This is a genomic window from Streptomyces sp. CLCI03 (assembly GCF_053615355.1).
Genome location: NZ_CM132132.1, coordinates 948,047 through 970,996, shown reverse-complemented (window position 1 = coordinate 970,996; position 22,950 = coordinate 948,047). Strand labels below are relative to the sequence as shown.

At 70.8% G+C, this 22,950-nt stretch carries 22 protein-coding genes and 1 pseudogene; 9 read left to right on the top strand and 14 right to left on the bottom strand.

Going from position 1 to position 22,950, the window contains the following annotated elements; all coding sequences use genetic code 11:
• Positions 1–10 precede the first annotated feature (10 nt).
• Positions 11–886 (top strand): SDR family oxidoreductase, encoded by an 876-nt coding sequence (locus ACWG52_RS04610; RefSeq protein WP_453127881.1) that lies wholly within the window; start codon positions 11–13, stop codon positions 884–886.
• 162 nt (positions 887–1,048) lie between these two features.
• On the opposite strand, the gene ACWG52_RS04605 is transcribed toward ACWG52_RS04610, so the two are convergent.
• Together ACWG52_RS04605 and ACWG52_RS04600 are read right to left on the bottom strand one after the other, a co-directional pair.
• Positions 1,049–1,822, bottom strand: coding sequence for a 4'-phosphopantetheinyl transferase superfamily protein (locus ACWG52_RS04605; protein ID WP_453127879.1), 774 nt, complete (start codon positions 1,820–1,822; stop codon positions 1,049–1,051).
• Positions 1,823–1,911: 89 nt separating this feature from the next.
• Complete coding sequence (locus ACWG52_RS04600; RefSeq protein WP_389811319.1) at positions 1,912–2,331, bottom strand: hypothetical protein; 420 nt, start codon at positions 2,329–2,331, stop codon at positions 1,912–1,914.
• A gap of 487 nt (positions 2,332–2,818) precedes the next feature.
• On the opposite strand from ACWG52_RS04600, the gene ACWG52_RS04595 reads away from it, so the two are divergent.
• Positions 2,819–4,246: an MFS transporter gene (locus tag ACWG52_RS04595; protein WP_453127878.1), complete on the top strand. Its 1,428-nt coding sequence runs from the start codon at positions 2,819–2,821 to the stop codon at positions 4,244–4,246.
• A gap of 55 nt (positions 4,247–4,301) precedes the next feature.
• Here ACWG52_RS04595 and ACWG52_RS04590 read toward each other — a convergent pair whose 3' ends face one another.
• Complete coding sequence (locus tag ACWG52_RS04590; protein WP_453127876.1) at positions 4,302–5,246, bottom strand: alpha/beta fold hydrolase; 945 nt, start codon at positions 5,244–5,246, stop codon at positions 4,302–4,304.
• 89 nt (positions 5,247–5,335) lie between these two features.
• On the opposite strand from ACWG52_RS04590, the gene ACWG52_RS04585 reads away from it, so the two are divergent.
• Both ACWG52_RS04585 and ACWG52_RS04580 read left to right on the top strand, forming a co-directional pair.
• Positions 5,336–5,926 (top strand): TetR/AcrR family transcriptional regulator, encoded by a 591-nt coding sequence (locus tag ACWG52_RS04585; protein ID WP_453127874.1) that lies wholly within the window; start codon positions 5,336–5,338, stop codon positions 5,924–5,926.
• Positions 5,913–6,128, top strand: a complete 216-nt coding sequence (locus tag ACWG52_RS04580; RefSeq protein WP_389811330.1) for a hypothetical protein — start codon at positions 5,913–5,915, stop codon at positions 6,126–6,128. The genes ACWG52_RS04585 and ACWG52_RS04580 overlap by 14 nt, the downstream gene beginning before the upstream one ends.
• 133 nt (positions 6,129–6,261) lie before the next feature.
• Here ACWG52_RS04580 and ACWG52_RS04575 read toward each other — a convergent pair.
• From ACWG52_RS04575 to ACWG52_RS04560, 4 genes and pseudogenes are all read right to left on the bottom strand, one after another.
• Positions 6,262–7,369 (bottom strand): annotated as a pseudogene (locus ACWG52_RS04575) (aliphatic sulfonate ABC transporter substrate-binding protein).
• 253 nt (positions 7,370–7,622) lie between these two features.
• Positions 7,623–7,721, bottom strand: coding sequence for a putative leader peptide (locus ACWG52_RS04570; RefSeq protein WP_389817722.1), 99 nt, complete (start codon positions 7,719–7,721; stop codon positions 7,623–7,625).
• A gap of 162 nt (positions 7,722–7,883) precedes the next feature.
• Positions 7,884–8,342 (bottom strand): RrF2 family transcriptional regulator, encoded by a 459-nt coding sequence (locus tag ACWG52_RS04565; RefSeq protein WP_389817725.1) that lies wholly within the window; start codon positions 8,340–8,342, stop codon positions 7,884–7,886.
• Positions 8,343–8,410: 68 nt separating this feature from the next.
• A complete protein-coding gene (locus ACWG52_RS04560; protein ID WP_389817728.1) occupies positions 8,411–9,589 on the bottom strand; it encodes an acyl-CoA dehydrogenase family protein in 1,179 nt (392 codons plus the stop codon).
• A gap of 689 nt (positions 9,590–10,278) precedes the next feature.
• On the opposite strand from ACWG52_RS04560, the gene ACWG52_RS04555 reads away from it, so the two are divergent.
• On the top strand, positions 10,279–10,818 hold the full coding sequence (locus ACWG52_RS04555; RefSeq protein ID WP_390138241.1) for a winged helix-turn-helix domain-containing protein: 540 nt from the start codon (positions 10,279–10,281) through the stop codon (positions 10,816–10,818).
• A 42-nt stretch (positions 10,819–10,860) separates the two neighbouring features.
• Here ACWG52_RS04555 and metX read toward each other — a convergent pair whose 3' ends face one another.
• From metX to ACWG52_RS04540, 3 genes are all read right to left on the bottom strand, one after another.
• Positions 10,861–12,048 carry a homoserine O-acetyltransferase MetX gene (gene metX / locus ACWG52_RS04550; protein ID WP_453129038.1) on the bottom strand — a complete coding sequence of 396 codons (1,188 nt, stop codon included), beginning with the start codon at positions 12,046–12,048 and terminating at the stop codon, positions 10,861–10,863.
• Positions 12,045–13,406 (bottom strand): bifunctional o-acetylhomoserine/o-acetylserine sulfhydrylase, encoded by a 1,362-nt coding sequence (locus tag ACWG52_RS04545; protein WP_389817734.1) that lies wholly within the window; start codon positions 13,404–13,406, stop codon positions 12,045–12,047. Before ACWG52_RS04545 ends, metX begins: the two co-directional genes overlap by 4 nt.
• Before the next feature lie 397 nt (positions 13,407–13,803).
• Positions 13,804–14,445 carry a hypothetical protein gene (locus ACWG52_RS04540; RefSeq protein WP_453127870.1) on the bottom strand — a complete coding sequence of 214 codons (642 nt, stop codon included), beginning with the start codon at positions 14,443–14,445 and terminating at the stop codon, positions 13,804–13,806.
• Positions 14,446–15,162: 717 nt separating this feature from the next.
• On the opposite strand from ACWG52_RS04540, the gene ACWG52_RS04535 reads away from it, so the two are divergent.
• From ACWG52_RS04535 to ACWG52_RS04520, 4 genes are all read left to right on the top strand, one after another.
• Entirely contained in the window at positions 15,163–15,819 is a 657-nt protein-coding gene (locus ACWG52_RS04535; protein WP_453127869.1) for a hypothetical protein, read from the top strand.
• A 72-nt stretch (positions 15,820–15,891) separates the two neighbouring features.
• Positions 15,892–17,157: a DUF6357 family protein gene (locus tag ACWG52_RS04530; RefSeq protein ID WP_389817743.1), complete on the top strand. Its 1,266-nt coding sequence runs from the start codon at positions 15,892–15,894 to the stop codon at positions 17,155–17,157.
• 246 nt (positions 17,158–17,403) lie between these two features.
• On the top strand, positions 17,404–18,450 hold the full coding sequence (locus ACWG52_RS04525; protein WP_389817746.1) for a fatty acid desaturase family protein: 1,047 nt from the start codon (positions 17,404–17,406) through the stop codon (positions 18,448–18,450).
• A gap of 127 nt (positions 18,451–18,577) precedes the next feature.
• The gene (locus ACWG52_RS04520; protein ID WP_390138247.1) at positions 18,578–19,858 is read left to right on the top strand and encodes a preATP grasp domain-containing protein; all 1,281 of its coding nucleotides are present in this window, start codon (positions 18,578–18,580) and stop codon (positions 19,856–19,858) included.
• Between the two features lie 65 nt (positions 19,859–19,923).
• Here the strand turns inward: ACWG52_RS04520 and ACWG52_RS04515 are convergent, their stop codons facing one another.
• The 4 genes from ACWG52_RS04515 to ACWG52_RS04500 all read right to left on the bottom strand — a co-directional run bounded on the left by ACWG52_RS04515 (position 19,924) and on the right by ACWG52_RS04500 (position 22,782).
• Positions 19,924–20,292: a PRC-barrel domain-containing protein gene (locus tag ACWG52_RS04515; RefSeq protein ID WP_352164624.1), complete on the bottom strand. Its 369-nt coding sequence runs from the start codon at positions 20,290–20,292 to the stop codon at positions 19,924–19,926.
• Between the two features lie 201 nt (positions 20,293–20,493).
• A complete protein-coding gene (locus ACWG52_RS04510; RefSeq protein ID WP_326749677.1) occupies positions 20,494–20,679 on the bottom strand; it encodes a hydrophobic protein in 186 nt (61 codons plus the stop codon).
• A gap of 324 nt (positions 20,680–21,003) precedes the next feature.
• The gene (locus tag ACWG52_RS04505) at positions 21,004–21,399 is read right to left on the bottom strand and encodes an ATP-binding protein (protein WP_389817752.1); all 396 of its coding nucleotides are present in this window, start codon (positions 21,397–21,399) and stop codon (positions 21,004–21,006) included.
• Between the two features lie 132 nt (positions 21,400–21,531).
• Positions 21,532–22,782 (bottom strand): PP2C family protein-serine/threonine phosphatase, encoded by a 1,251-nt coding sequence (locus ACWG52_RS04500; protein WP_389817755.1) that lies wholly within the window; start codon positions 22,780–22,782, stop codon positions 21,532–21,534.
• Between the last annotated feature and the right edge of the window lie 168 nt (positions 22,783–22,950).

Genomic DNA, 22,950 nt, shown 5'->3' with positions numbered 1-22,950 from the left:
CGTGGACGTTATGACGATCTTGGTGACCGGGGCGACCGGGAACGTGGGGCGCCGGGTGGTCCGCCGACTGGTGGAAGCGGGTGAGGACGTACGGGCGTTGACCCGTTCGCCCGAAACGGCCGGCCTGCCCGCCGGAGCGCGGGTCGTCGCCGGCGACCTGGCCCGGCCCGAGACCCTGCCGGGGGCGCTGGTCGGGGTGGAGAAGATGTTCCTCTTCCCCGTCCTGGAGGTGGCCGAGGAGGTGGTGGAGCTGGCCGTGGCGGCGGGGGTGCGGCGGATCGTGCTGCTCTCCTCCGCGACCGTCACCGCCGGCTACGACACCGAGTACCACCTTCCGGTCGAGCGGGCCGTGGAGGCGTCCGGCGTCGAATGGACCCACGTCCGGCCCGGCGAGTTCGCGGTCAACTCCCTGCACATGTGGGGCCCTTCCATCCGGGCCACGCGTAGCGTCGTCGACCCCTACCCCGACCGCGGCAGCACCCCCATCCACGAGTGGGACATCGCCGACGTCGCCGCTGCCGCGCTCGTCGAGAACCGGCACGTCAACACCGCGTACACGCTGGCCGGCCCCCAGACGCTGACGCAGCGCGAACAGGTCGCCGCCATCGCCGCGGCCATCGGCGAGGACATCCGCATCGAGGAGCTCGGCGTGGCCGAGGCGCGCGCCTTCTACCACCGTCAGGGCGGCTGGGCGGCGGCCAACGCCGACTTCCTGCTCGGCTACGAGGACTACTCCGGCGTCGAATCCGCACCCGCCGAGCCCGTCGACCTCGCCGAGGCCGAACCGGAGCAGGCCCCGGGAACGGTCACCGCCGACGCGGTCACCGGACGGCCCGCGCGGCCCTACACGGAATGGGCCCGCGACCACGCAGCCGACTTCCGCTGACCCGGTGCCCCGCCAAGAGGTGTCTCTTGGTCCTCGAAGGCGGGGGTACTCCAGCGCGATACGAGCCGAATCCGCCGTCGCGCACCTACGGTGAGCGGCGAACGGACGTTCACGGCAGAGGAGTTGGGGATGCGGGTCCTGTTCACGACGTTCGCGGCACGGTCACATCTGTACGCCCAGGTGCCCTCGCGAGGGCGATGGCGGACATGTGGGCCACCGATCGTGCCGTACGATCCGCAGCTCACGCCCGCCCGGCCGACTGAGCGCCAGCGACACCACCCATCCCTGCCCGGCCGGGCCCCGAGCGGTCACCCACTGCGCGATCTGCCAGTCGGCGCCTTCCGGATGCGCGGCCGGGTCCAGCCGCGGCGCACCGGTGGTGGGCGGGCCGAAGACCAGACCGGCGAAGGGCAGCCGCATCCCGACCCCCAGTGCCTTGGCGTAGGCCTCCTTGAGCGTCCAGTGGCGCAGGAACACCTCCGAGCGGTGCTCCGGCGCGGCTGCGGCGAGGACGGCGGCCTCGGCCGGGGCCGGCACGTCGCCCGCCAGGAGCGGCACGTCGGCGGTTCGCCCGGCCGGCTCCACGTCGATCCCGCAGTCGGCGTCCCGTACCACCACATACACCACCTGGTCGCGGGTGTGGGACACGTTGAAGCGTACGGACGTGTGGCACCGCGGGGTCGCGATCTGCGGGCGGCCGTACGGTCCACGGGTGAACGACCAGACAGCCGGGGCGACTTCGGGCACCAGCTCGGACAGCGCGCACCGCAGGAGACCGCGCGCCACCAGGAACGTGTGTCCGGCCCGGGGGTCGCGATGGGCGGCCGGCCGGGCACGCTCCTCGGGTGACAGCAGAGCCGCCGCCGCCTCGGTCGGCTCCCGGCCCGCGACACGGGTGGGGTCGAGCTGCCAGACATGGGCCTCATCCGGGTGCACCCGGCAGGTCTATCCGTTCGGCCGCCGGTTGTCCAACGGTATGCCGACGCCGTTGTCGCGGACGGGGGTTCGTCGTTCTGACGGGCAGGCTACCGCGAGGCGTCGGCAGCCCCGCGGTGGAGAAGGTGGTTGTCGAGGACGATGGTGTTGCTGCTTCGCACGGTGCCGTGGAGGTCCGAGAGGTTGCCGTCGAGGTGGATGGACTTCCCCGCGGTGCGGTAGGTGCCGGTGTTGACGCCGATCTTGAACGCGGGGCAGTTGTCCAGGTTGCAGATCACGTTGTTGATCTGCTCGAACCGGCCGTCCGCGGTGAAGGTCAGCTTCTCGATGTAGAAAGTGATCCCCGGGCGGTTCTTGTCGACGGACTCGGTCCACTGCCCTGTCACCCGAGTCTGCCCCGCGGCCGGGGCGTCAGCCGGTACCTGTGCGGCGGCAGAGCCGGTGGTGGCCGTCATGGCGGCCAGGAGCAGCACCGTGGTGCCCAGTGCCGACCGGATCGTCGTCTTCATCTGTGCGCTCATCTCTGTTCGTCGGTCCGTGGTCCGTCCGTGGCCCGGGGAGGACGCGGCGGGGGAGGCGTGGGCGACCGGGTGTGACGACACCCGTGCATCGGCCCGTACCGCCGGACAGCACCCGCGGTGCCTCCTGCCGGGCGTGGCGGGCCAGACCATAACTGTTCACATGCTGCTCCCGTTTCCCCCGGAAGGGGCCGCGTCTCGTTTCGGCCGCATCGTGAAAGCGCTGAACGACCGACGTCGACCGCAAGGGACACCGAGACGCTGCCCGGGCCGCTGTCCGTCGTGTGGCACATGCCCGGCCGCGGATTGGCCGAGAGACGCCAGGCTCGTCCCCATTCGACCGGGCAGGTCGGCCTCGACCTCGTCCAGAACGGCGGGCTCCTGACACTGGGCGGTGGCGGGGCCGACGACCCGGAGACGTGTCGCCGCCGGAGCCGGGCGGTGCAACGATGAACGGGGGCGCGGATCGAGGTGGGCGATGAAGGCTCCTTCCGACAGGCGGGCCGGGCGTGGCGAGAGCCTGTTCAGCGGCCCTGACCGGGCGGTCATCACCGCGGCGGCACTGTCGATGCTCCTCGTGCAGATGGACTGGTTCGCGCTCAACCTCACGCTTCCCGTGATCGCCCGGGACTTCGACGAACCGACCACCGACCTGCAGTGGCTGGTCAGCGGCTACATGCTCACCCTGGGTGCCTTCATGATCACTGGAGGTCGGGTCGCCGATGTCCACGGCAGACGGCGGACGCTCGTCTGCGGACTGGTCGGGTTCGGCGCCGTCTCGGTCCTTTGCGGCCTGGCACCGTCCACGGCCTGGCTCGTCGCGGGGAGGGTGGTGCAGGGCGTGACCGCCGCGTTCATCTTCCCCGTCGCCGTGGCCGTCGTCACGGGCTACTTCCGGGACGACCGGCAGGGCCGGGCCGTCGGCACGGTGCTGGCCTTCAGCGCCGTGGGCACCGCGCTGGGGCCGTTCGTGGGCGGAACGCTCGCCGAACACGTCAGCTGGCGAGCCGTCTTCTTCCTCAACGTGCCGATCTGCGCCGCCGCCGCCTTCCTGATGCTCCGCCACGTCCCCGAAACCCGCGACACCCACGCTTCCGGGCGGCTCGATCTGCCGGGCGCGGCCGCGCTCGCGTGCGGCCTGACGCTGATCATGCTCGGCGTGGACCAGGGAGCCGGTTGGGGCTGGACGTCCCCTGCGACGTGGGGCTGCCTCGTCGCGGGAGCCGCTCTGCTGACCCTCTTCGTCCGGATCGAGCGACACAGCGCGGAGCCCCTGCTCGATCTGGGGCTGCTGCGGAACGGCCCGTTCGTCACCATCACGCTCGCCGGGTCCCTGTCCAACGTCGTCTACTGTCTGGTCGCCGTGTTCTCGGCGCTCTACCTCCAGCAGGCGCGGGGCCTGTCGCCCTTCACCGCCGGGCTGGTCTTCCTCGCGCTCTCGGTGGGCGCCGGTACCGCCAGCTACCTCTCGGGACACCTCGCCCGCCGATGGCGGCCCGAGGTGCTCATGGCCGGCGCCATGCTCCTCAGCGGCACTTCCGTGCTCGTCCTGACCTGGTCGACGCCGCTCGCCCTGTACGTGGTGGTCTTCGCGGTGGTCGGCACCGGTCTCGGCCTCGGCTGGGCCCTGACCAACGTCGCCACGCAGTCGTACGTCCCCCCGACCCGCCTCGCCGCCGCGTCCGGCTTCGTCCTGACGTCCCTGGTCCTGCTCGGCGCGCTGGCGGTCGCCGTCGCCTCGACGGTGCTGGAAGCCCTCAGCGGTTCGGCGCCGAGCGCGGCCTCCGACGGCGCGGCCATCGAGACGGTGCTGCGCGCCGCGGCCGTGCTCGCCCTGCTCGGGGGAGGGCTGCTGCTCCGCCTGGTCCGTGTACCGGCAGACCGACGCCGGGGGACGTCACGCTAGATCATGGTCCACGTACGGGCGGCCGGCCGGCGCGGGCCGGCCGGCGCGTCGCGCGCTACTCGACGCGCTCGTCATCGATGAACGCGGTCAACACGGCCACGGTCGCGTCGGGTCGCTCGTCGGGAATGAAGTGTCCGGCGTGTGGGATGACGACGCCGGTCGCGTTCTCGGCCCACGGACCGACGGAGGCGGCCATGTCGGGGATCGAGCCGTGGGAGCTGGAGATTCCCAGGACCGGGACGGTCAAGTGCCCCCGTTCGAGAGCGTCATGATTCCTACGCGCTGATTCCGCGGCGTCGCGGTAGTAGGCGAGGGACGCCGAAAGGCCTCCCTCGGCCGCGATGGCGGCGGCGTAGTGGTCGATCTCGGCGCCGTCGAAGGTGTCCGGGGAGAGAGCTTTGACCGTCAAGAACCATTCGACGTAGGCACGTTCGCGTCCGGTGAGCAGGGTCTCGGGCAGTTCGGGCACCAGGTGGAAGGCGAAGTGCCAGGTCTTCCAGGCCCGTTCGGGATCCGTCGGGACGGTGGCCGGGAGGGTGATTCCGGGGATGCCGGCGTCGAGCAGAGCGACGCCGTGCAGGCGCTCCTCGTACTTCAGGGCCAGCGAGAAGGCGACCCAGGCCCCGATGTCGTGGGCGACGAGCCAGTACTTCGGCACGTCGAGCGCGGTCAGCGCGGCCTGGACACGCGAAGCGACGGTGTGCGTGTCGTAGCCCTCGCGAGGGCGGTCGGAGTGGCCCTGCCCCGGCAGGTCGAGCGCGATCACGTGGAAACGCTCGGCAAGACCTGGCATCACCTTGCGCCAGGCCCACCAGGTCTGCGGGAATCCGGCGAGCAGGACGACGGTGGGACCGGCCGGGCGGCCGCCTTCCACGGCATGAAGTCGGATTCCTTCCGCGTCGACCCAGCGATGGGTGAAACCCGCCAGGTCGTACAACGGCAGCCCGGGGAAGGGGTTCTGGTCGTGGGAGCGGTTCGGGGCCATGGCGTCGGCGGTCATGGTCGGAGCCTAGTGCATCTTGAACTGATCAGTTCAAGATAGGATGGGCAGGGCCACAACGGCTGGTACGAGGAAGAGGTGCATGCGTGATGGCCGGGAAGAAGCAGTTCGACGTGGGCATCGCGCTCGACGCGGCGATGCTCCGGTTCTGGCGGGCCGGATACGCCGACACCTCTCTCGACGACCTCTCCGCGGCGACCGGGTTGAACCGCAGCTCCATCTACTCCTCGTTCGGCGACAAGGACTCGCTCTACCTGCGCTGCCTGGACCGCTACGCCACGCGGTACGCAACCAGGTACGACCAGGCGCTTTCCTGCGCGTCCGAGGAGCCGCTCCAGGCGGTACGGGGGTTCTTCGAGGTCACCCTGCAGCGCATCGCCGATCCTGACGTACCCGATGGATGCCTGGTCGCCCAGACAGCGATGGCGGCGCCGGCACTCGACCCCACCATCGCCGCACGCGCGATCGCGGCCCTGGACCTGCAGCATGCGCGGCTGCGGACCGCCTTGAACGCCGCGCGGTTGGCCGAAGGTGATGCCGACGACTTGGCGGTTCACCTGACGGCGGTCAACCAGTCGCTGGCCGTGATGAGCAGGGCCGGGGCGAGCCGGAAGCAGCTCCGCGCGGTCATCGACATCAGCATGAGCGTGCTCTCGCACGCCCTGCGTGCCCGAAGCTGACCTCGCCGTGTCGCCCGGGCGCGAGAGCGACGCCGGGTGGATCGAGTTCCCCGCCTCCGGCATGAACGTGTTCCAGGGTGCCGGGAGCCGCCAGTGGGGTACCGTCGCGGCTGGCACGGCGGACCTGAACGACCTGGCCACCCACCGGGCCCAGGTCAAGGAACGGCTCACGCTCCAGGGCGGGTTGAGCGTCGATTCCTGAACCGGACGCCACCGCGGGCGGGCCCTGCGCGAGCCCGGCCGGGGGAGGCTCGGACGGCCTCCGGGGGTCCGGACGGACCCCCGGACGGCTCGTCGGGAGCGCAACCACAAGCCGGGGTCGCGGGGTTGCGGGGTTACTTGGCGCCGAGGCCGGCGTCGGAGACCTCGGGCTTGCCGGCGGCCTTGAGCACCTTGTTGAGGAGCGTCAGGTCGTAGATGCCGGCGAGGTCGGGCTGCTCGATGAGCCCCGCCTTGACCGCCCAATCCGACTGGGTCTTCAGGGTCGCGGCGAGCGGGTCGTCGGTGATGGCGATGCTGGGCCACGCCGGGTCGATGACCTTCGCGTCGAGCGGCTTGCCGCCCTCGGCTTCGAGGCGGGCGTTGGCGGAGGCCTTGGCCTTGTCCTGGTTGGCGTGGATCCACTCGTTGGTCTTGACGGTGCCGCGCAGTACGGCCTCGACGACGTCCGGGTGTTCCTTGAGGAACTTCTGGGACACGATGATGTTCGTGATCACGAACTTCTTGTCGGGCCACAGGGCGGTCTCGTCGAGGAGGACGGAGCCGCCGTCGGAGACGAGCTTGGAGGCCGTGGGCTCGGGTACCCAGGCGCCGTCGATCGAGCCCTGCTTGAAGGCGTCGGGGGTGACCTTGTTGTCGGTGCGGAGGACGGAGACGTCGCCCTTGCCGGACTCGGGGTCGACCTTCCAGCCCTTCTCGGAGATCCAGTTGAGGAACGCGACGTCCTGCGTGTTCCCCTTCTGGGGGGTGGCGATCTTCTTGCCCTTGAGGTCGTCCAGGGTCTTGATCTTGTCGGGGTTCACGACGAGCTGACGCCGCCGGAGGCCGAGCCGGAGATGATCCGCAGGTTCGAGCCCTTGGACTTGACGTAGCCGTTGATCGAGGGGAGGGGCCGATGAAGCCGATGTCGAGAGAGCCACCGTTGAGGGCTTCGATCTCGGACGGGCCGGCGTTGAAGGACTGCGGCTTGATCTTGGTGCCGCCCAGTTCCTTCTCGATCAGGCCTTCCTGGAGGCCGACCAGCGCGGTGGCGTGCGTCAGGTTGGGGAAGTACCCGATCCGCACCTCGGCAGCCGAGAGCTTCTTACCCGCGTCCGCCGTGTCGGCGGTCTTCGGCTCGTCCTTCGTGGCCTCGGAGCCGTAGCCGCAGGCGGTGAGCAGGAGGGGAAGGGTCGCCGTGACGGCGATGGCACGCAGGGCGGTGAGCGGTCTTGCGGCAGACACGGGGGTGTCCTTTCACGGGATGGTGTTCAGCGAGGTACGGGAACGAAGACGGGCGACACGAAGCCATCGGCGCACACGGAAGTCACTCCCGGCGGTCGGCGGCGGGGTTGCGGGCGGGGGAGTGAGCATCGGGATGCCCGTGCTCGACGGCAGGCGCCCGGTGAGGCCGGCCGGGCAGCACCCGGCCGAAGAGAGCGGGCCGGGGCGACGCCCAGGGGTGACCTGGGCAGGGGGCCGGACCCGGCGAAGTGTGTCAGCCGGGCTGACAGATGGCGCTGGACGTGCGGACCAGGTCGATGTGCCGGCGGGAGGTCAGGGGCAGCATCCGGCCTGCGTGATGCACAGTGCGCACGGCCACCTCCCCGGATTCCTAGTTTTCCCACCTGGTTGGTAGGCATATTGGCAGAGGCGCAGACTTGGCCCAAGGGGACGTCCGAATGATGGACGTCGAAATCTCTACATGTGAGAACGCGCAGGTGGGGATGGGGGTGCTAGGGGTGTGCGGAGGGTGGGGTCAGGGATTGGTCCAGGCCTCGGGCGTGTCGGCCAGTGCCGAGACGCCGGCCGGCAGGTCGGACGACGCCACGTCGGCGAGCGTCACACCGTCGAGGATCTCGCGCACATTGGCCCGCAGCGCGATCCACAGGGGGAGCAGGGCCTCGGCGGGGCCGGAGTAGGACAGGTCCGGCGGGCGGACCCCACGTACCGAGACGAGCGGTCCGTCCACGACGCGGACCACGTCCGCGATGCTGATGGCCCCGGCGGGCTTGGCCAGCCGGTAGCCGCCGTTGCCGCCTCGCTGGCTGAGCACGAGACCGCCCCGGCGCATGTCGTTCAGGATTCCCTCAAGGAACTTGTGCGGGATGTCCTGAGCGTCGGCGATGGCCTCGGCCTTCACCGGCCCGTCGTCCTGCGACGCGGCAAGCTGCAGCGCGGCACGTACCGCATAGTCCGCCCTGGCTGAGATCCGCATACGGACATTGTCCGGCATGGCCGGGGCCGGCGAACCTCGCGGGTCCGCGACCGGCGCCGTGCCGGACCTCAGCGGAAGGCCGCCACCGCCCTGTGGGAGCCGCCCAGGTAGTGCTCGCCGACGGAGCGAAGGCGGTGCGCGACAGGGCGGTGGGCCGTCAGGACCCGGGCGTTGCGCCAGAACCGGTCCAGGCCGGGCGCGTCGGCGAGCTCCAGCACCCGGGCGGTGATGCGCAGGGCGGCCTTCGACGTCACGGCCTCGGCCGTGGCGACCAGGGCGGCGACGCCCGCGGCCGCCTCCGCGTCGAGGTGCGGCCCCAGGTCGAGGGCCTGCGCCATCACGTCCGTGGCCCGGTCGACCACGGCAGTGGCTGTCTGGGCGGCGGAGGCGAGTTCCCCGTACGTCAGGAAGAGGTCCGGGTCCTCGCCGGGCAGCCGGTGCGCGCGGCCGCCCCTGCTGAGGTCGCGCGCCTCGGTGAGGGCGCCCTCGGCGATGCCGAGGCCGACGTGGCACAGGGCGAGCCGGAGCGCCGGCTCCGCGAGCGCGGTGAAGGGCGTGGTCGACTCCTCGTCGTGCGGCCGGCGGCCCAGTACCTGCTCCGGCGTGATGGTGACCCGGTCGAGGACCACCTCGCCCGCGCCGGCGACGCGCTGCCCGAGGCGGTCGTGGGTCGGCTCGACGCTCAGGCCCCGCGCGCCGGGTGGGATCCGTACCACCAGGACGTCACCGCTCGCGGTGCTGACGGCGTCGACCACGATCTGGTCGGCCGTGGCCACCGCCGTGTGCACGGCCCGGCGTCCGCTCAGCAGATGGCCGGTGCTGTGCCGCTTCAGTGTGAGGTCGGCTCCGTCGGTGTCCTCGTCGGGCCAGGGGGTGCGGACCGCGCCGGTCCACAGCCACCGCTCGCGCACCGACTCCTCCTCAAGGGCGGTCGCGTGCTGGTGACTCGCGTAGAAGCGTCCGCTCCAGGTGTGCACGTAGTGGCGGGCGAGTACGTCGCCGACGGAGCTGTCCGCCGCGGCGATCTCGCGTACGACGGCGCATGCCGTGGACCAGTCCGTGCCGCGGTCCGGCCCGGGCGGGGTGAGGGCGGCAGGTAGGCCCGCCTCGCGCAGTCGGGCCGTCTCGTCGGTCGGAGGCTTGCCCGCCTGGTCGCGGACGATGGCGTCGGCCGCGAGGTCGTCCGCCACGTCGCGGGCGGTCCGCAGGAGCGCGCGGCGCCCTGCGTCGGCGGTGTTCGGCGTCATCGGCACCGGCGTCACCGACAGGCCCGGGCGCCGCCGTGTGGCGCGCGAGCTGGGTGGACGGCGGTGCCATGGGGGAGGACGGTGCCATGGGGGAGGGCGGTCGTCATGTCGACTACTCCGGAACATTGTCGGGCGGCGTCGGCCGGTTGCTGAACGTGCGGGAGGGGGGCGGGGGCGGGCCGGCGGCATCCCCCACCTTTCCTATCGGAGTGATAGGGATACTCGCTCGAAGAGGCGTCCCCGACAAGGGAGCGACCGGATGGTGGACAGTTCGATCTCGAAATGAAAGATGGTGCAGGTCGGAGGCCAGCCCGAGGGTCTTTCCTATTCAATCAGTAGGAAAGTGTTGACGCGTGCCCGGCGAACGCCCCACCATGTGAGCATGCCCCCGTCCCAGCCGTTGCTCGTACGCCGCAGGCACGTTGACTTCCGTCTCGTCGCCAGCGCCGTCTGCCGACCCGTCTAGGGCTTCTTCGACAGGGCGTTCCCCCGCGACGCGCACCGGTGTGCCGGATGCCGTCCCTCTCCGCACGCCGCACACTTCGTGACCCCCGGCCGCCGAGCCGTACGGGTCCGCCCGGCGTACGACGCGCCGCGCTCCCGCTCGAATCCGTCGCGGAGACCCCTGCCCCGTCGTGGCCGGACACCCGGCATCCGTATCCGACTCCGAGCAGCCGAAGGGGTTCATCATGACCACCGCAATCCCCGCACCCGTACCCGTTCCCGCACGTCGTCGTTCCCCGGCCCCGCGCCTCCAACTGGTCGGCGACCGACCGCCCTTCGTCTCGGTCGACGGGGTCGATGGCGGTCGCGTCGGATACCTCGTGTTCCTGCCGGCGCATGTCGATCCCGTGGCGTTGATGAGCGCGCACGGCATACGCCCGGAGACCGCGACCCATCCCCTCGCGCCCGCGACGCCTGCGGAATCCGACCACTCCGATGACGCCATCCGGGTCGATCGCGCACGGCGGCTGGTCGAGGTCGACGGGCGCGCACTCGATCTCACCTTCCTGGAGTTCGACCTCCTGGCCCACCTCGTCGCGCACCCGTACACGGTGCACACACGCGATGCCCTCATCTCGGGCGTCTGGGGTTACGGGCACATCGGCGACGGCCGTACCGTCGACGTCCACGTGGCCAGGCTGCGCCGCAAGGTCGGCCCCGCGTACCGGGACCGCATATCCACCGTGCGTCGCGTCGGCTACAGGTACCTTCCCGACCACCGCTAGCCCCCCGGGTCGGCCGGGGCGCCGCATCGGTGGAGCGGCCCGTCAGCGGGTAGGACGGGCGGTCGGATCCGGTGCGCCGTCGAGGAGTTCCCGCACCAGCACGGCGACCTGCTCGGCCTCCAGCAGGAAGCCGTCGTGCCCGTACGGGGAGCGGATGACTCGTACCCCGCCCGCGGAGGGGATACCGGCCGCGAGTTCCTCCTGCTGGGCGAGGGGGTAGAGGCGGTCGGAGTCCACTCCCGCGACCACCGTCCGGGCCGTGACCCGGCTCAGTGCCGTACGGATGCCGCCGCGGCCCCGCCCGATGTCATGGGCGTTCATGGCCTCGGCCAGGGCGACGTAGCTGGCCGCGTCGAACCGCCGGACCAGCTTGGCGGCCTGGTGGTCGAGATAGGACTCGACGCGGTACCTGCCGCCGAGCCGGGGCTGCTCGCCGTCCTGGGCGAGGTGTCCGAAGCGGGCCTGGAGTTCCTCGGCCGAACGGTAGGTGACGTGCGCGATGCGGCGGGCGATGCCCAGCCCCGTGTGCGGCCCCTGTCCGGCTCCGGCGTCGTGGTAGTCGCCGCCCCGCCAGTGGGGGTCGGCACGGATCGCGTGGATCTGCGCGGTGGCCCAGGCGATCTGGTCCGCGCTCGCCGCCGCGGGGCAGGCGAGCAGCAACAGCGCGGCCACGCGCCCGGGTTCACCGACCGCCCACTCCAGTGCCCGCATCCCGCCCATGGAACCCCCGACGACCAGTGCCCAGCGTTCGACGCCGAGCGCGTCCGCGAGCCCGGACTCGGCGCGCACCTGGTCGCGCTGGGTCAGACGCGGGAAGGAACCGCCCCAGGGCCGACCGCCGGGCCCCGCGGAGGCGGGCCCGGTACTTCCCTGGCAGCCGCCCAGGACGTTCGGCGCCACCACGAACCAGCGGTTGGTGTCGAGTGCCCGGCCCGGTCCGACCAGCGCGTCCCACCAGCCGGCGGTCGGATGACCGGATCCGGCGGCGCCCGCGACATGACTGTCGCCGGTCAGGGCGTGCAGCACGAGCACGGCGTTCGAACGGTCGGGTACGAGCCGCCCCCAGGTCTCGTACGCCAGCCGCACCCCGGGGAGCACCCCGCCCCCCTCCAACTCCAGCGGCTGCGAACGCCGGTGCCAGCGGCGGCGCCCGGGCGGGTCCCCCTCCCGCCACGCACCGGTGGCGGGAGGGGGAACCGTGGCGGCCGGGACTGCCGGGACGGAGGTCAGGACGCTTCCTTCGCGGCGCGGAACCCGGCTTCCAGGTCGGCCTTCAGGTCGGCCGGGTTCTCGATGCCGACCGACAGGCGCACCAGCCCGGGGGTGGTGCCGGTGGCGGCCAACTGTGCTTCGTCGAGCTGACTGTGGGTGGTGGAGGCCGGGTGGATGACGAGGCTGCGGACATCGCCGATGTTCGCGAGGTGGCTGAACAGTTCCAATCCGTCCACGAACCGCCGGCCCGCCTCCACCCCGCCCCGCAGCTCGAACGAGAGCACGGCCCCGGCACCGCGCGGCAGGTAGCGGCGCCCCGCCTCGTACCAGCGGCTCGACGGCAGGCCGGGGTAGTGGACGGCCGACACCTCGTCGCGCTGTTCGAGCCACTCCGCCAGCGCCTGGGCGTTCGAGGAGTGCCGCTCCAGCCGCAGGCTGAGCGTCTCCACGCCCTGGAGCAGCAGGAACGCCGAGTGCGGTGCGATGGCGGGACCGAGGTCGCGCAGCAGTTGGACACGCAACTTGACGGCGTACGCGCCCGCTCCGAGGGCCGGCCAGTAGCGCAGTCCGTGGTAACTGGGGTCGGGTTCGGTGAAGTCGGGGAAGCGCTCGGGGTGCGCGCCGAAGTCGAAGGTGCCCGCGTCGACGACCACACCGCCGATGGTGGTGCCGTGTCCGCCGAGGAACTTGGTGGCCGAGTGGACGACGACGTCCGCCCCGTGCTCGATCGGGCGCAGCAGGTACGGGGTGGGCACGGTGTTGTCGACGACGAGCGGCAGGCCGGCCGCGTGCGCGACATCGGCGACGCCCCGGACGTCGAGGACGTTGCCGCGCGGGTTGCCGAGGGTCTCCGCGAACAGGGCCTTGGTGTTCGGCCGTACGGCGGCCCGCCACGCGTCGAGGTCGTCGGGGTCCTCGACGAAGGACACCTCGATGCCGAACCTCGGCAGGGTGTGCCGGAACAGGTTGTACGTGCCGCCGTAGAGGGAGGCGCTGGAGACGATGTGATCGCCGGCCGAGGCGAGGTTCAGGAGCGCGAGGGTCTCCGCGGCCTGCCCCGAGGCGAGGGCGACGGCGGCGACACCGCCTTCGAGGGCGACGACGCGCTGTTCGAGGGCGTCCTGGGTGGGGTTGTGGATGCGGGTGTAGATGTTGCCGGGTTCGGCCAGGGAGAAGAGGTCGGCCGCGTGCTGGGTGTCGCGGAAGACGAACGAGGTCGTCTGGTAGATCGGGACCGCGCGGGCGCCGGTGGCCGGGTCGGGCGTGGTGCCGGCGTGGAGCTGCTTGGTCTCGAACGACCAGGCCGGGGTGCCGACTCCGGCGGGCTCGCTCTCGGGGGTGTGGCCTGCGGTGACGGCGTCGATGGGCTGGCTCATGGGTCTCCTCGGAGGTGAGGGTCACTGGTAAGCGGAAGGGCGGCGCAGTGCCCTACGGGGTGGGCATGGGCACGGGCACGGGGGAGCCGGTGCGGGCGGCACGTCGGTACCGGACGGATCCCGCCGGGCAGCCGCGCCGGTTGCGGCAGACGCGGCTTCGGCAGCCGTCGGCACGGCGAAAGGGCGGGACGGGAGTGCGTACTACGCGACGGGTACGCGGGGTGTGTGGTGAAGGGCGCGGGAAGAAGCCGCGCGGCGCCGCGTCAGCGGGTGACGGGACAACCCGTGGTCGTGACACGCACGTAGTCGACGTGGCGACGGGTCACGAGTACGGTCATGCACCCAGCCAACCACAGGCGGGCCGGGGTGCACCAGGTCTTTCAGCCGATCCGGTGAGTCAGGGGCAGGTCTCTTCGGTCTTGGCGACCGTGAAGGAGACCGGTCGGCCCCTGAGCGCGGTTCCGGGCTTCGGGTCCTGGCCGCACACCTTCCAGTTCGACTCCTGGAGCACCATGCGGCTCTGCACCGCGTCCTTCACCGTGATGCTCGCGTTGGCCGGCAGGGCGCCTCGTACCGCCTTCATGCCCTGGCCGACGAAGTTCGGCATGGTGTCGCCGGCGGGCTCGGGGGCGGGGGCGTCGGTGGCCGGACAGGTCTCCTCCAGCTTGACCGCACCGAAGTCGACGCTCGTGCCGGTGTCGATGCTCGCGCCGGCGGCGGGCGTCTGGGAGCAGACCTTCCAGTTCCGGTCGAGGGCCTGGAGCCTGTCGCGGCCGAGGGCGTCGTGGGACTTGAGGGCGTAGAACCCGGCGGCCTGCGCCTCGTCCTGGGCGCTCTGGAGGCCCTTGCCGACGAAGTTCGCGAGCGTGGCCGTCTTGGTGGCCGGCGCGGCGCTGGAGGGTGCGGACGTGGGGCCGGGGGTCGCTGCGCTCGGCGCTGCGGGCTTCTCGTTGCCGGGGGTCTGGGGGTTGCAGGCGGTGAGGGTGAGGACGGTGGCGGCGGCGGTGGTGAGGAGGGCGATCGTGTGGTGTGTGCGCATCGCGCCATGTTCGCCGGGGTCGGGTGCCTGTGTGGTGGCTGTGACCGGTCTGTGACGCGCCGAAGTCCCGCGAGGTGAGCGGCTTCGGTGTCCGGGGGCGCACCGGACGTGAGGCCGGGAAACGCGCCTCTCGGCCGTTGTGCCTGCAGTGCCAGGCGAACGATCGCTTCCGGAAGGCGGTGCGCGGGCCGCTCGATGCCGGTGGTGGACCAGGAGAGAGCCCCGCCGCACGGGGGTTGCGGCGGGGCTCTTCAGAAGGGCGCGCCAACGGGTGGGAGGTGACGCGCCCCCTTTCGGGGAGGCTCACGCTACGCCCGGAATGGCTGGAACAACACCCCTTGATATGGCCGAATTCAGAGCTTCGATGGTCCCGGGGCGGGGCGGGGCGAGCCTCGGCCGGGGAGTGGCCGCGTGAGGCGCGGGCTCGCGAGAGCGGCACCGAGGTCGGCGCGAAGGGTGACCGCGGCCAAGGCCTCGCGGTCGCCCGCTCGACACGGGCCGCCACCCTGCCCGTCGTACGGCCTCCACCTGCGGCACGACCCGCCGGAGCGGCACTCCGGACTCGTCCGGTACCGGCGTCCCGACCAGGCCCCGTTCCGGCCGGGAGCAGGTCGATCCGCCCGTTCTTCCGGCTGTTCGGCGGCGATGAACGGGCGGATTCGTCCACTCCGGTTCGACTACGCTGGCGGAGCCGGTACACGTGAACGAAGGACGCACATGGCTCGCCCCTACCACCCCGGACCGAAGCAGTTCGTCTTCGCTGTCGGTGATGGCGACGATCAGCAGGTCTGCGTGGGTGACCCTCAGGAAGCGTACGTCGCGTTCTCCGCCTTCTTCCGCGCTCGGGATTCCGACACCTACACCATCAAGGACGAACCGTCGGGGCAGAGTTTGGTACTCATGCCCGGGCGAGGTGTGATCTCCCGGATCAAAAACGACGCGGACCGGACCCGGTCGGAACACCTCCAGGTCGACAGGGGCAATCGCTACCTTCCGAGCGCCATGCTGTTCTTCGAGAACGGATATGCAGGCCTCGATCGCTTCGGCCAGTGGTTCTCCGAGCTCGGCGACCTCGACGCGTCACCGGAGACTCGCGGTGCCTCCCGCGCCGCCACGTTCACGACGGAAGCGGCGGCGATCGAAGAAGTCGCTCGGATCTGGGTGGATTCGGGCATCGTGGACCCGAGCGACCAGTACTACGTCTTCTTCGACTCGCATGATGTCGACGACGACCGAGCCGAACGAGCCGAACTGCTCAAGTTGATCGCGTTCCTCGGCCTCGAACGAGTCGACGCTCCGGCCGACGCCGCCGGGGGCGAAGTCTGGGTGCGCACCGACCCACGCCTCGACGTCGAATGCGCACGGTGGTCGTGAACAGATGGTGCGGGGGCGGGCCGTGTCATCGCCGTGACGCCGGCCGGTGCCGTACCGGGAAGGACTGAGCCCATGAGAGACATCGTTTTCACGCGCACGAGCGGCTGGATCCCGAAGGTGATCCGCGAGGACGGCGAGCTGAAGCTGATGCTCGGTGCCGGGGCCGACGCCAACCACGAGCCTCGCACGTTCACGTTCTCGATCAGCGAAGCCCATCTTGCGGTGATCCGGGAGGATCTGGCGAGACACCTGCTGCTGTGGAGCGCGGTCCTTCCCCTGTGCGACGCCGCCGGAACCCGAGGCGGGCTCGACGAGAACGCCGCCGTCGCGCTCCTGGACCCGATCCTCCTTGCCGCGCCCGCGGACGTCGACGCGCTCTTCCGTCGCATCCGGTGGGACAGGAGTCGGCTCATTGCCCACGGAGCCGACATCGGTCTGCTTGAGCGCGGCCAGATATCCGCGGCGATGCGCACGGCGACAGAGACGTCGAACGGGAAACGAGCTCAGGAATACCGGGCGGACCGCCGTCGCGCCGAGCGCGGAACGGTACTCGGTCCACTCGACGCCGCGCTTCTGAGGTACACGGGCCGGTATCTGCACGGCGCGACGGTGCCGAGGCGGATGCCCGATGCCGTCGACCCCGCGCTGCTGCCCGAGGTCATGCGGGTGATCGCCACTGCGGAGCAGGCGTGCGCCGGGATGCGGATCGGCCGCGATCCGCGACGGGGAAAGCGCGCCACGGACAAGCGCGACCGGGACCGGATGGAGGCGACGGTCGAAGCGGCCGTGCGCCACGCACACCCTGACCTCGTCGATGACGCGGTGCGTACCGTGAGCCTCCTGATGTGCTCGGAGGCCGCGGACCGCTCCAGGAGCGCACCCATGGAGGAGGACGAGGAGGCTCCCGGCCACCACGGCGCCGACCTCGACGGGGGTGCGCGGAAGACGGCCCTGTCGTTCACCGACGACAAGGACGTCGAGAAGAAGTGGCGACGGGACAGCCCCCGCACCGCCGCCGCGGAGTTCTGGGAGTTCGTCGGCGATCGCTCTGCCGCGGACAACGAAGTGTTCACCATCGAGGACGAGAAGATGGGCGAAGGGATCCAACTCCACTTCTACGCGGACTCCATCGCCCGGATCACGACGCTGCGCGAGGGTGACGGCAGGTCGGATCCGGAATACCGGGTCGAGTACAGCCTGGTCGACGGGATCGGCGGGTACCGGATGCTGGTGAGCGCCTTCGTCCGTGGCGGCTGCGCCGCACTCGAACAGCACGGTCCCTGGATGTCGGACGTCGCCGAGTTCGAGCGCGCGCGTCGGCGGCGCAAGGCCCGGTAGTCCCTGCGGGAGCCCGCGCACGGAGGCGGAGGGGGCAGCGAGGCGAGGTCCGGGAGCCGAGCCGGCGTCCGCTCGCCCGAAGAAGGGACGATGGAGCGGGGCGGGGAGTACGTCAACGCCGATTTCCCGGGTATGCGCAGTACGACGGGGAGCTTCACCCGCGATGCGGGTGTGCCCCGGCACAGGGCGTTCCGCGGGTGCCGCGGCCGCTCCTGCGAGGCGGACTACGGAAAGCGACTCTTGATCATGAATTCCTCCCAGACGGTGCGCCCCCCTCCCGTACGGGAGGAGTCGGGGAGCGACTTCGCCCGACTCTCCCGGAAGATCCAGGAGGCGGGCCTCATGGCCCGGCGCCCCGGGTACTACGCACTGCGCATCGCGGTCGTGACGGCCCTGTACGCCGCCGGGTGGACGGCCTTCTTCCTGATCGGCGACAGCTGGTGGACGCTGCCGGCAGCCGCCTTCCTCGCCTTCGTGTTCGGGCAGGTGGCCCTGCTCGCGCACGACCTGGCCCACCGGCAGGTGTTCCGACTGCGCAAGGCCAGCGAGGTGTCCGGGCGTATCGCCGGAAACCTCGGCATCGGCATGGGGTACGGCTGGTGGCAGGACAAGCACACACGGCACCATGCCAACCCCAACCACGAGGACCTCGATCCCGATCTTGACGCGGACATCCTCGTCTGGACGCAGGACCAGGCCCGCACGGCCAGGGGACTGCCGCGGCTGCTCGGCCGATCGCAGGCGTTCCTCTTCTTCCCGCTGCTCACGCTGGAGGGGTTCAATCTGCACGTGTCCGGAGTGCGGTCGCTGTTCGACCGCTCGCTCAAGCACCGGGTGGGGGAGGGGGTCCTGCTCGCCGCGCACTTCGCCGCCTACCTCGCAGCGCTGTTGCTGGTGCTGCCGCCCGGCAAAGCGGTCGTATTCCTCCTCGTCCACCAGTGCCTCTTCGGCGTCTACCTCGGCTCGATCTTCGCCCCGAACCACAAGGGCATGCCGGTCCTGCGGGGTGACGAGCGGCCCGACTTCCTGAGACGCCAGGTCCTGACCTCCCGAGACGTACGAGGCGGCCGGTTCACCGACATCGTCCTGGGCGGTCTCAACTACCAGATCGAGCACCACCTCTTCCCGAGCATGCCCAGCCCCCACCTGCGCAGGGCCCAGATCATCGTCCGCGGGTACTGCCAGGAGCTCGGGGTCAGCTATCTGGAGACCAGCCTGGTCGCCTCCTACCGGCAGACCCTCGCCAGTCTCCACGCGGCCGGAGCGCCACTCAGGGCGCCGCAGACGATCTGAGTGGGGCCGCAGACGTCCCGGCGGTGGGTGTCCGGGCAGGGCCACATCGCCGGGAGGCCGTCGCGGACCGAGCGAGGGATCCCAGGCTGACCGTGGACGGCCGTGAGGCGATAGGAGGAGCGCAGTGGTGACGGAGAAGCGCCCGAGCGTCGTGTTCGCGAACTTCCTCTCGGACTTGGCGGTGGATCTCGACGAGGGGCAGATCCTGATGACGTGGGCCCAGCAGGCGCCGCGGAAGGCGTGGCTGCTTCGGCCGGGGGACGTGTTCGTCACTCCCGTGCCGTTGAGCCGGGAGTTCCTGCGGTACGTGTACGACCTGACGGGGGTGCCCCCGGAATCGGTGGCGGTGATCGCGGTGCCTCCCGCCGGGGCCGTTCCGCTGGCGCGGGCGGTGCGCGAGGCGGGCCTCGTCGAATACGTTCGGGCGCTCGCCGGTGACCGGGGTGCGGCGCTGCTGCCGACGGCGCTGGACGCGTCCGCGATCGCGTTCGCCCGGGACATCGGCATCGATGTCCACCCGTACCCCACGGTCGAAGCCGCAGAGGCCGCCCTGAGGACGACCATGCTGCTCAACACGAAGACCGGCTTCCGCGAGGCGGCCGAGCGACTGCGCATGCGGCTGCCGGCGGGGCGGACGTGCCGACGCCCGGAGGCCGAAGGTGTGGCGCGCGATCTCCTGCGGGACCACGAGCGTGTCGTGGTGAAGCCCGACCGTTCGGCCGGAGGACACGGGATGCGCTTCGTGTCCCGCGACGAGCTGCGGTGTGGGGTTGGCCTCCCGCTGGACACGGTCGGTGGGCCCGAAGGCCTGTGGGTGGTGGAGGAGCACCTCGACGTGGCCGAGTCGGTCAGTGTGCAGGTGGAGGTCTCCGCCTCCGGGACGCGCGCGCTCTTCAGCGGAGCGATGCGCACGGCTCAGGGCTCTTTCACCGGATACGCCTCCCCGCTGCCGCCGTCCTGTGCGCACGTGGCCGGCGAGCTGGAGGAGTGGGGGACGGCTCTGGGCCGCCACCTGGCCGACCACGGCTACGCCGGGCCCTTCGGGCTCGACGCGCTGGTGGACACCGACGGTGTCGCGTACGCGAGTGAGAGCAACATCCGCCGTACGGCCACCACCACACCGCACGCCATGGTCACTCGGCTGACCGAGGGATCTGCCGACGCACAGCCGGCATGGTCGGTGTCGAAGGGCTGGACACGGACCCCCATGGACTTCGACGACGTGCTTGCCCGGCTGCGCGCCTCCCGCCTTGCCTTCGACCCGGATCGAGGTGAGGGCGTGGTCCTCTACGCGGACGCACCGCCCGACGGCCGCTCCTGGCGGTATGTGGTGATTGCCGGGAGTGCTGGGGACGTCGAGGAGCAGGAAAGCGCCTTGACCGAGATTCTCGAATTCGAGGGTGGCTGACCCCACCATGACGCCGGTCCCGACACCCAGGGGGTGTCGGGACCGGCGTCGTCGTACGGGGGCGATCAGGCGGGTCGGCCGCCGAAGGGGGCGCCGGTGCCGTAGTAGGTGCCGAGCTCTTCGCGGTAGCCGGTGTCGCCGAGGTGCTTGTCCCGGTGGAACTCGGGGGCGGCCTTGATCTGTTCCTTGGTGCGGTCGACGAAGATCTTCTTGTCGTCCGGGTCGACCTTGACGACCGTACTGGCCGGCAGGAGGACCTCCTTGCCGAAGATCCATACGCCGGTGTCCACGACCAGGTAGGCGTCACCGACCTCGTCGGAGTGCTTGTCGACCTTGCCGATGCTGCCGTCGGTCGCCTCGACCTTGTAGCCGGTCAGGTCCGTACCGGCCAGGTGGCCCGCGGTCGGCTGGTAACTCCACACATTCTCAGTCACGCGAAAACAACTCCTCGGTCAACGGGGGCGACGGGGAATGGAATATCCGCCGATCCTCCTCATTCTGTTACGTCGTTCTCGGCGGTTGTGCTGCGTTCCGCCTGGACTTCACCTGCCCCGACTTTTCGACTTCACGCACCCGGATCGAATTCGGGACCGGCCCTCGCCCTGCAGTGTCTGAACTGCACTGTTGCCGTACGGCTACCAGCGATACCAGCGGCCGCTACTGCCCTTCGGGCGGGCAACGAACCCGATCAGCCACAGGATCAGGACTGCGATCGCGGCCCACCAGAGAATCTTCACCGCGAAACCCGCGCCGAAGAGGATCAGGACCAGCAGAAGAACGAGAAAAAGGGGAACCATAGTTATCAACCTCCGAAACCTCATCTGCCCGAACGCATCCGACGCATGCGTTCGATTTTTATTCGTTTCTTGTCCTGGTGGCCGGGCAGGAGAGCTCGCCTGAAATCCGAAGTTGTCCGTCATGGCGGTTCGAGATGAAAGTGCCGGTGGTCGGGCCGGAGCGGGGGCACATGAGTGTCCCTCGTGGAGCGGCCTCGGAGCGTGCCGTCAGTGGCGATACAGCGGGCCACCGCAGCGACATCGGAGGTTGCGTGGGAAGCCGGCCGCAGTTCCACGCAGAAGATTCGGCATCACCGCGCGGCGGACAGAAACCCGGAGACGCAGGGGCGGGTACCGAGCGGTCCGGGTCTACCAAGGGGAGTGGGCACAGATGGTCTTGCCGCCCTCGGGGGTGGGTTCGATGTGGATGTGGGTGGTGAGGTCGTTGATCAGCAGCCATCCCCAGCCGCCGGTTCCGTCCGTGTGGGGCGGGCGGGGCTGGGGGCGGCAGGGGCTGGCGTCGGTGACAGAGATCGCGAGGTGGTCTCCGTGCAGTTCCAGGTGGAGGGCGCAGGGTCCCCCGGTGTAGCGGAGGGCGTTGGTGACGAGCTCGGTGACGACCAGGAGGACGCTGTCAGCGTTCGATGGGTGGGCAGGGGGTCTGACCTGGGCGGCGCGGCGGAGGAACGCGCGAGCGGCATCGCGTGCGGCTGTCGCGGGCTGACCGGTGCGGGGCACGGGCTGATTGAGGACGGGTGCGGCCATCGAGACCTCCTTCCGTTGGCGGACCTGCACAGCGCCTGCCCTGTCTACGGTGAAAGACCCGCTCTGTCCCCCGCGCAGTCGGTTCCGCCGACGCCCCGGTGGCCAGGCGCGTGGCCCCCTGTGCGACCCGAGTCACGGCCCGGGAGAGTGTCGTCCTGTCCTCGACGGCCGTGAGGCGTCGGTGAGGTCGGCGCCTGTGGCGGCGTCACGCCGGGAGTTGCCGACGCCGTGCCAATCCAGGCACATGACGGTCGCGTCGTCGTCCAGATGGTCGTCGCAGGCGTCGACCATGGCCCCGATGAGGGTGCGGGCGGCCTCGCGGGGATGCAGCGTGCGGGTGCGGACGATCAGGTCCGACAGGTCGAGACTCTCGGCGTTGCGCTCCAGCATGCCGTCCGTCAGCATCACCAGCCGGTCACCGGGCAGCAGGTCCAGCGACTGCACCCGGTAGGTGTCGGCGTGGGAGGCCTGGAGGCCGAGGCCGAACGGCAGATCGATTTCGGGAACGATCTCTTGTACCTCTCCGTCGCGCATCCGCAGCGGCCAGGGGTGCCCAGCGTTGACGAACTCGGTCCTGCCGTCGAGCAGGCTGATGCGCAGCAGTTGACCGGTGACGTAGCCCCGGCGGCCGTGATCGTGCATGGCCTGGTCGGCCTGGCGGGCCTGTTCCGCCAGGTCCTCACCCGCCCGCCGAGCCCGGCGTAGGGCGCCCACCACCAGGGTGGCCAGCAGCGCAGCGTCGACATCGTGGCCCATGGCGTCGGTCACGGAGAGCTGGACCGTATCCCGGTCGATCACATAGTCGAAGGTGTCGCCCCCGACGTGATCGGCGGGTTCCAGCGCTCCGGCCACCGCGAACTGTGCCGCCTCACATGCCAGCGACGCCGGGAGCAGCCGGTGCTGGATCTCGGCGGCCAGGCTCAGCGGCTTGGTGCGCCGCCCCCACTGGTACACATCGGTGTGGGACCGGTTCGCGATGACGATGTACGCCAGCGCGTGCGCGGTCTCGCCGATCTCCCGCATCACCTGCGAGCTCGGCGCCGCAGGCAGGAACAGTTCGAGGAGCCCGATGGCATCCCCGCGGCTGGTCACCGGCGCGACGACCCGAACCAGCTCACTCTCGCCCCTGTCCTCCACCCTCGGCCGCTGGCTGCGGATCACGTCGTCGTACAGGGTGCCCCGCAGCCTGATGCGCCGGGCCGGCTCACCGGTCTCGACGGTGCCCGCGGCGCCCAGCCGCACGACCGAACTGCCGGTGAAGTCAGTGATCAGGAACGACACCGAGGCGGCCCCGAGGTGTTCCTTGAGCATGCGCGCGACCACGTCGAGCGACTCCACGGGTGCTGCGGCCTCGGCCGCTTCCAAGGTCCCCGCCAGCGTCATTGCCCTGCCCCGCCGGCTTCCGCCCACGGGAGGGCGAGAGGCCTGCCCGTCGTCCGGCTCTCCTGCGGTCACAGAGACCCCTTACTGCTCGATGCCGGCCGGGACTCCGTCCCTGATGCACGAGGATCCGCGTCGAGGCGGCACCCGACAGGTCACATTGGACCACGG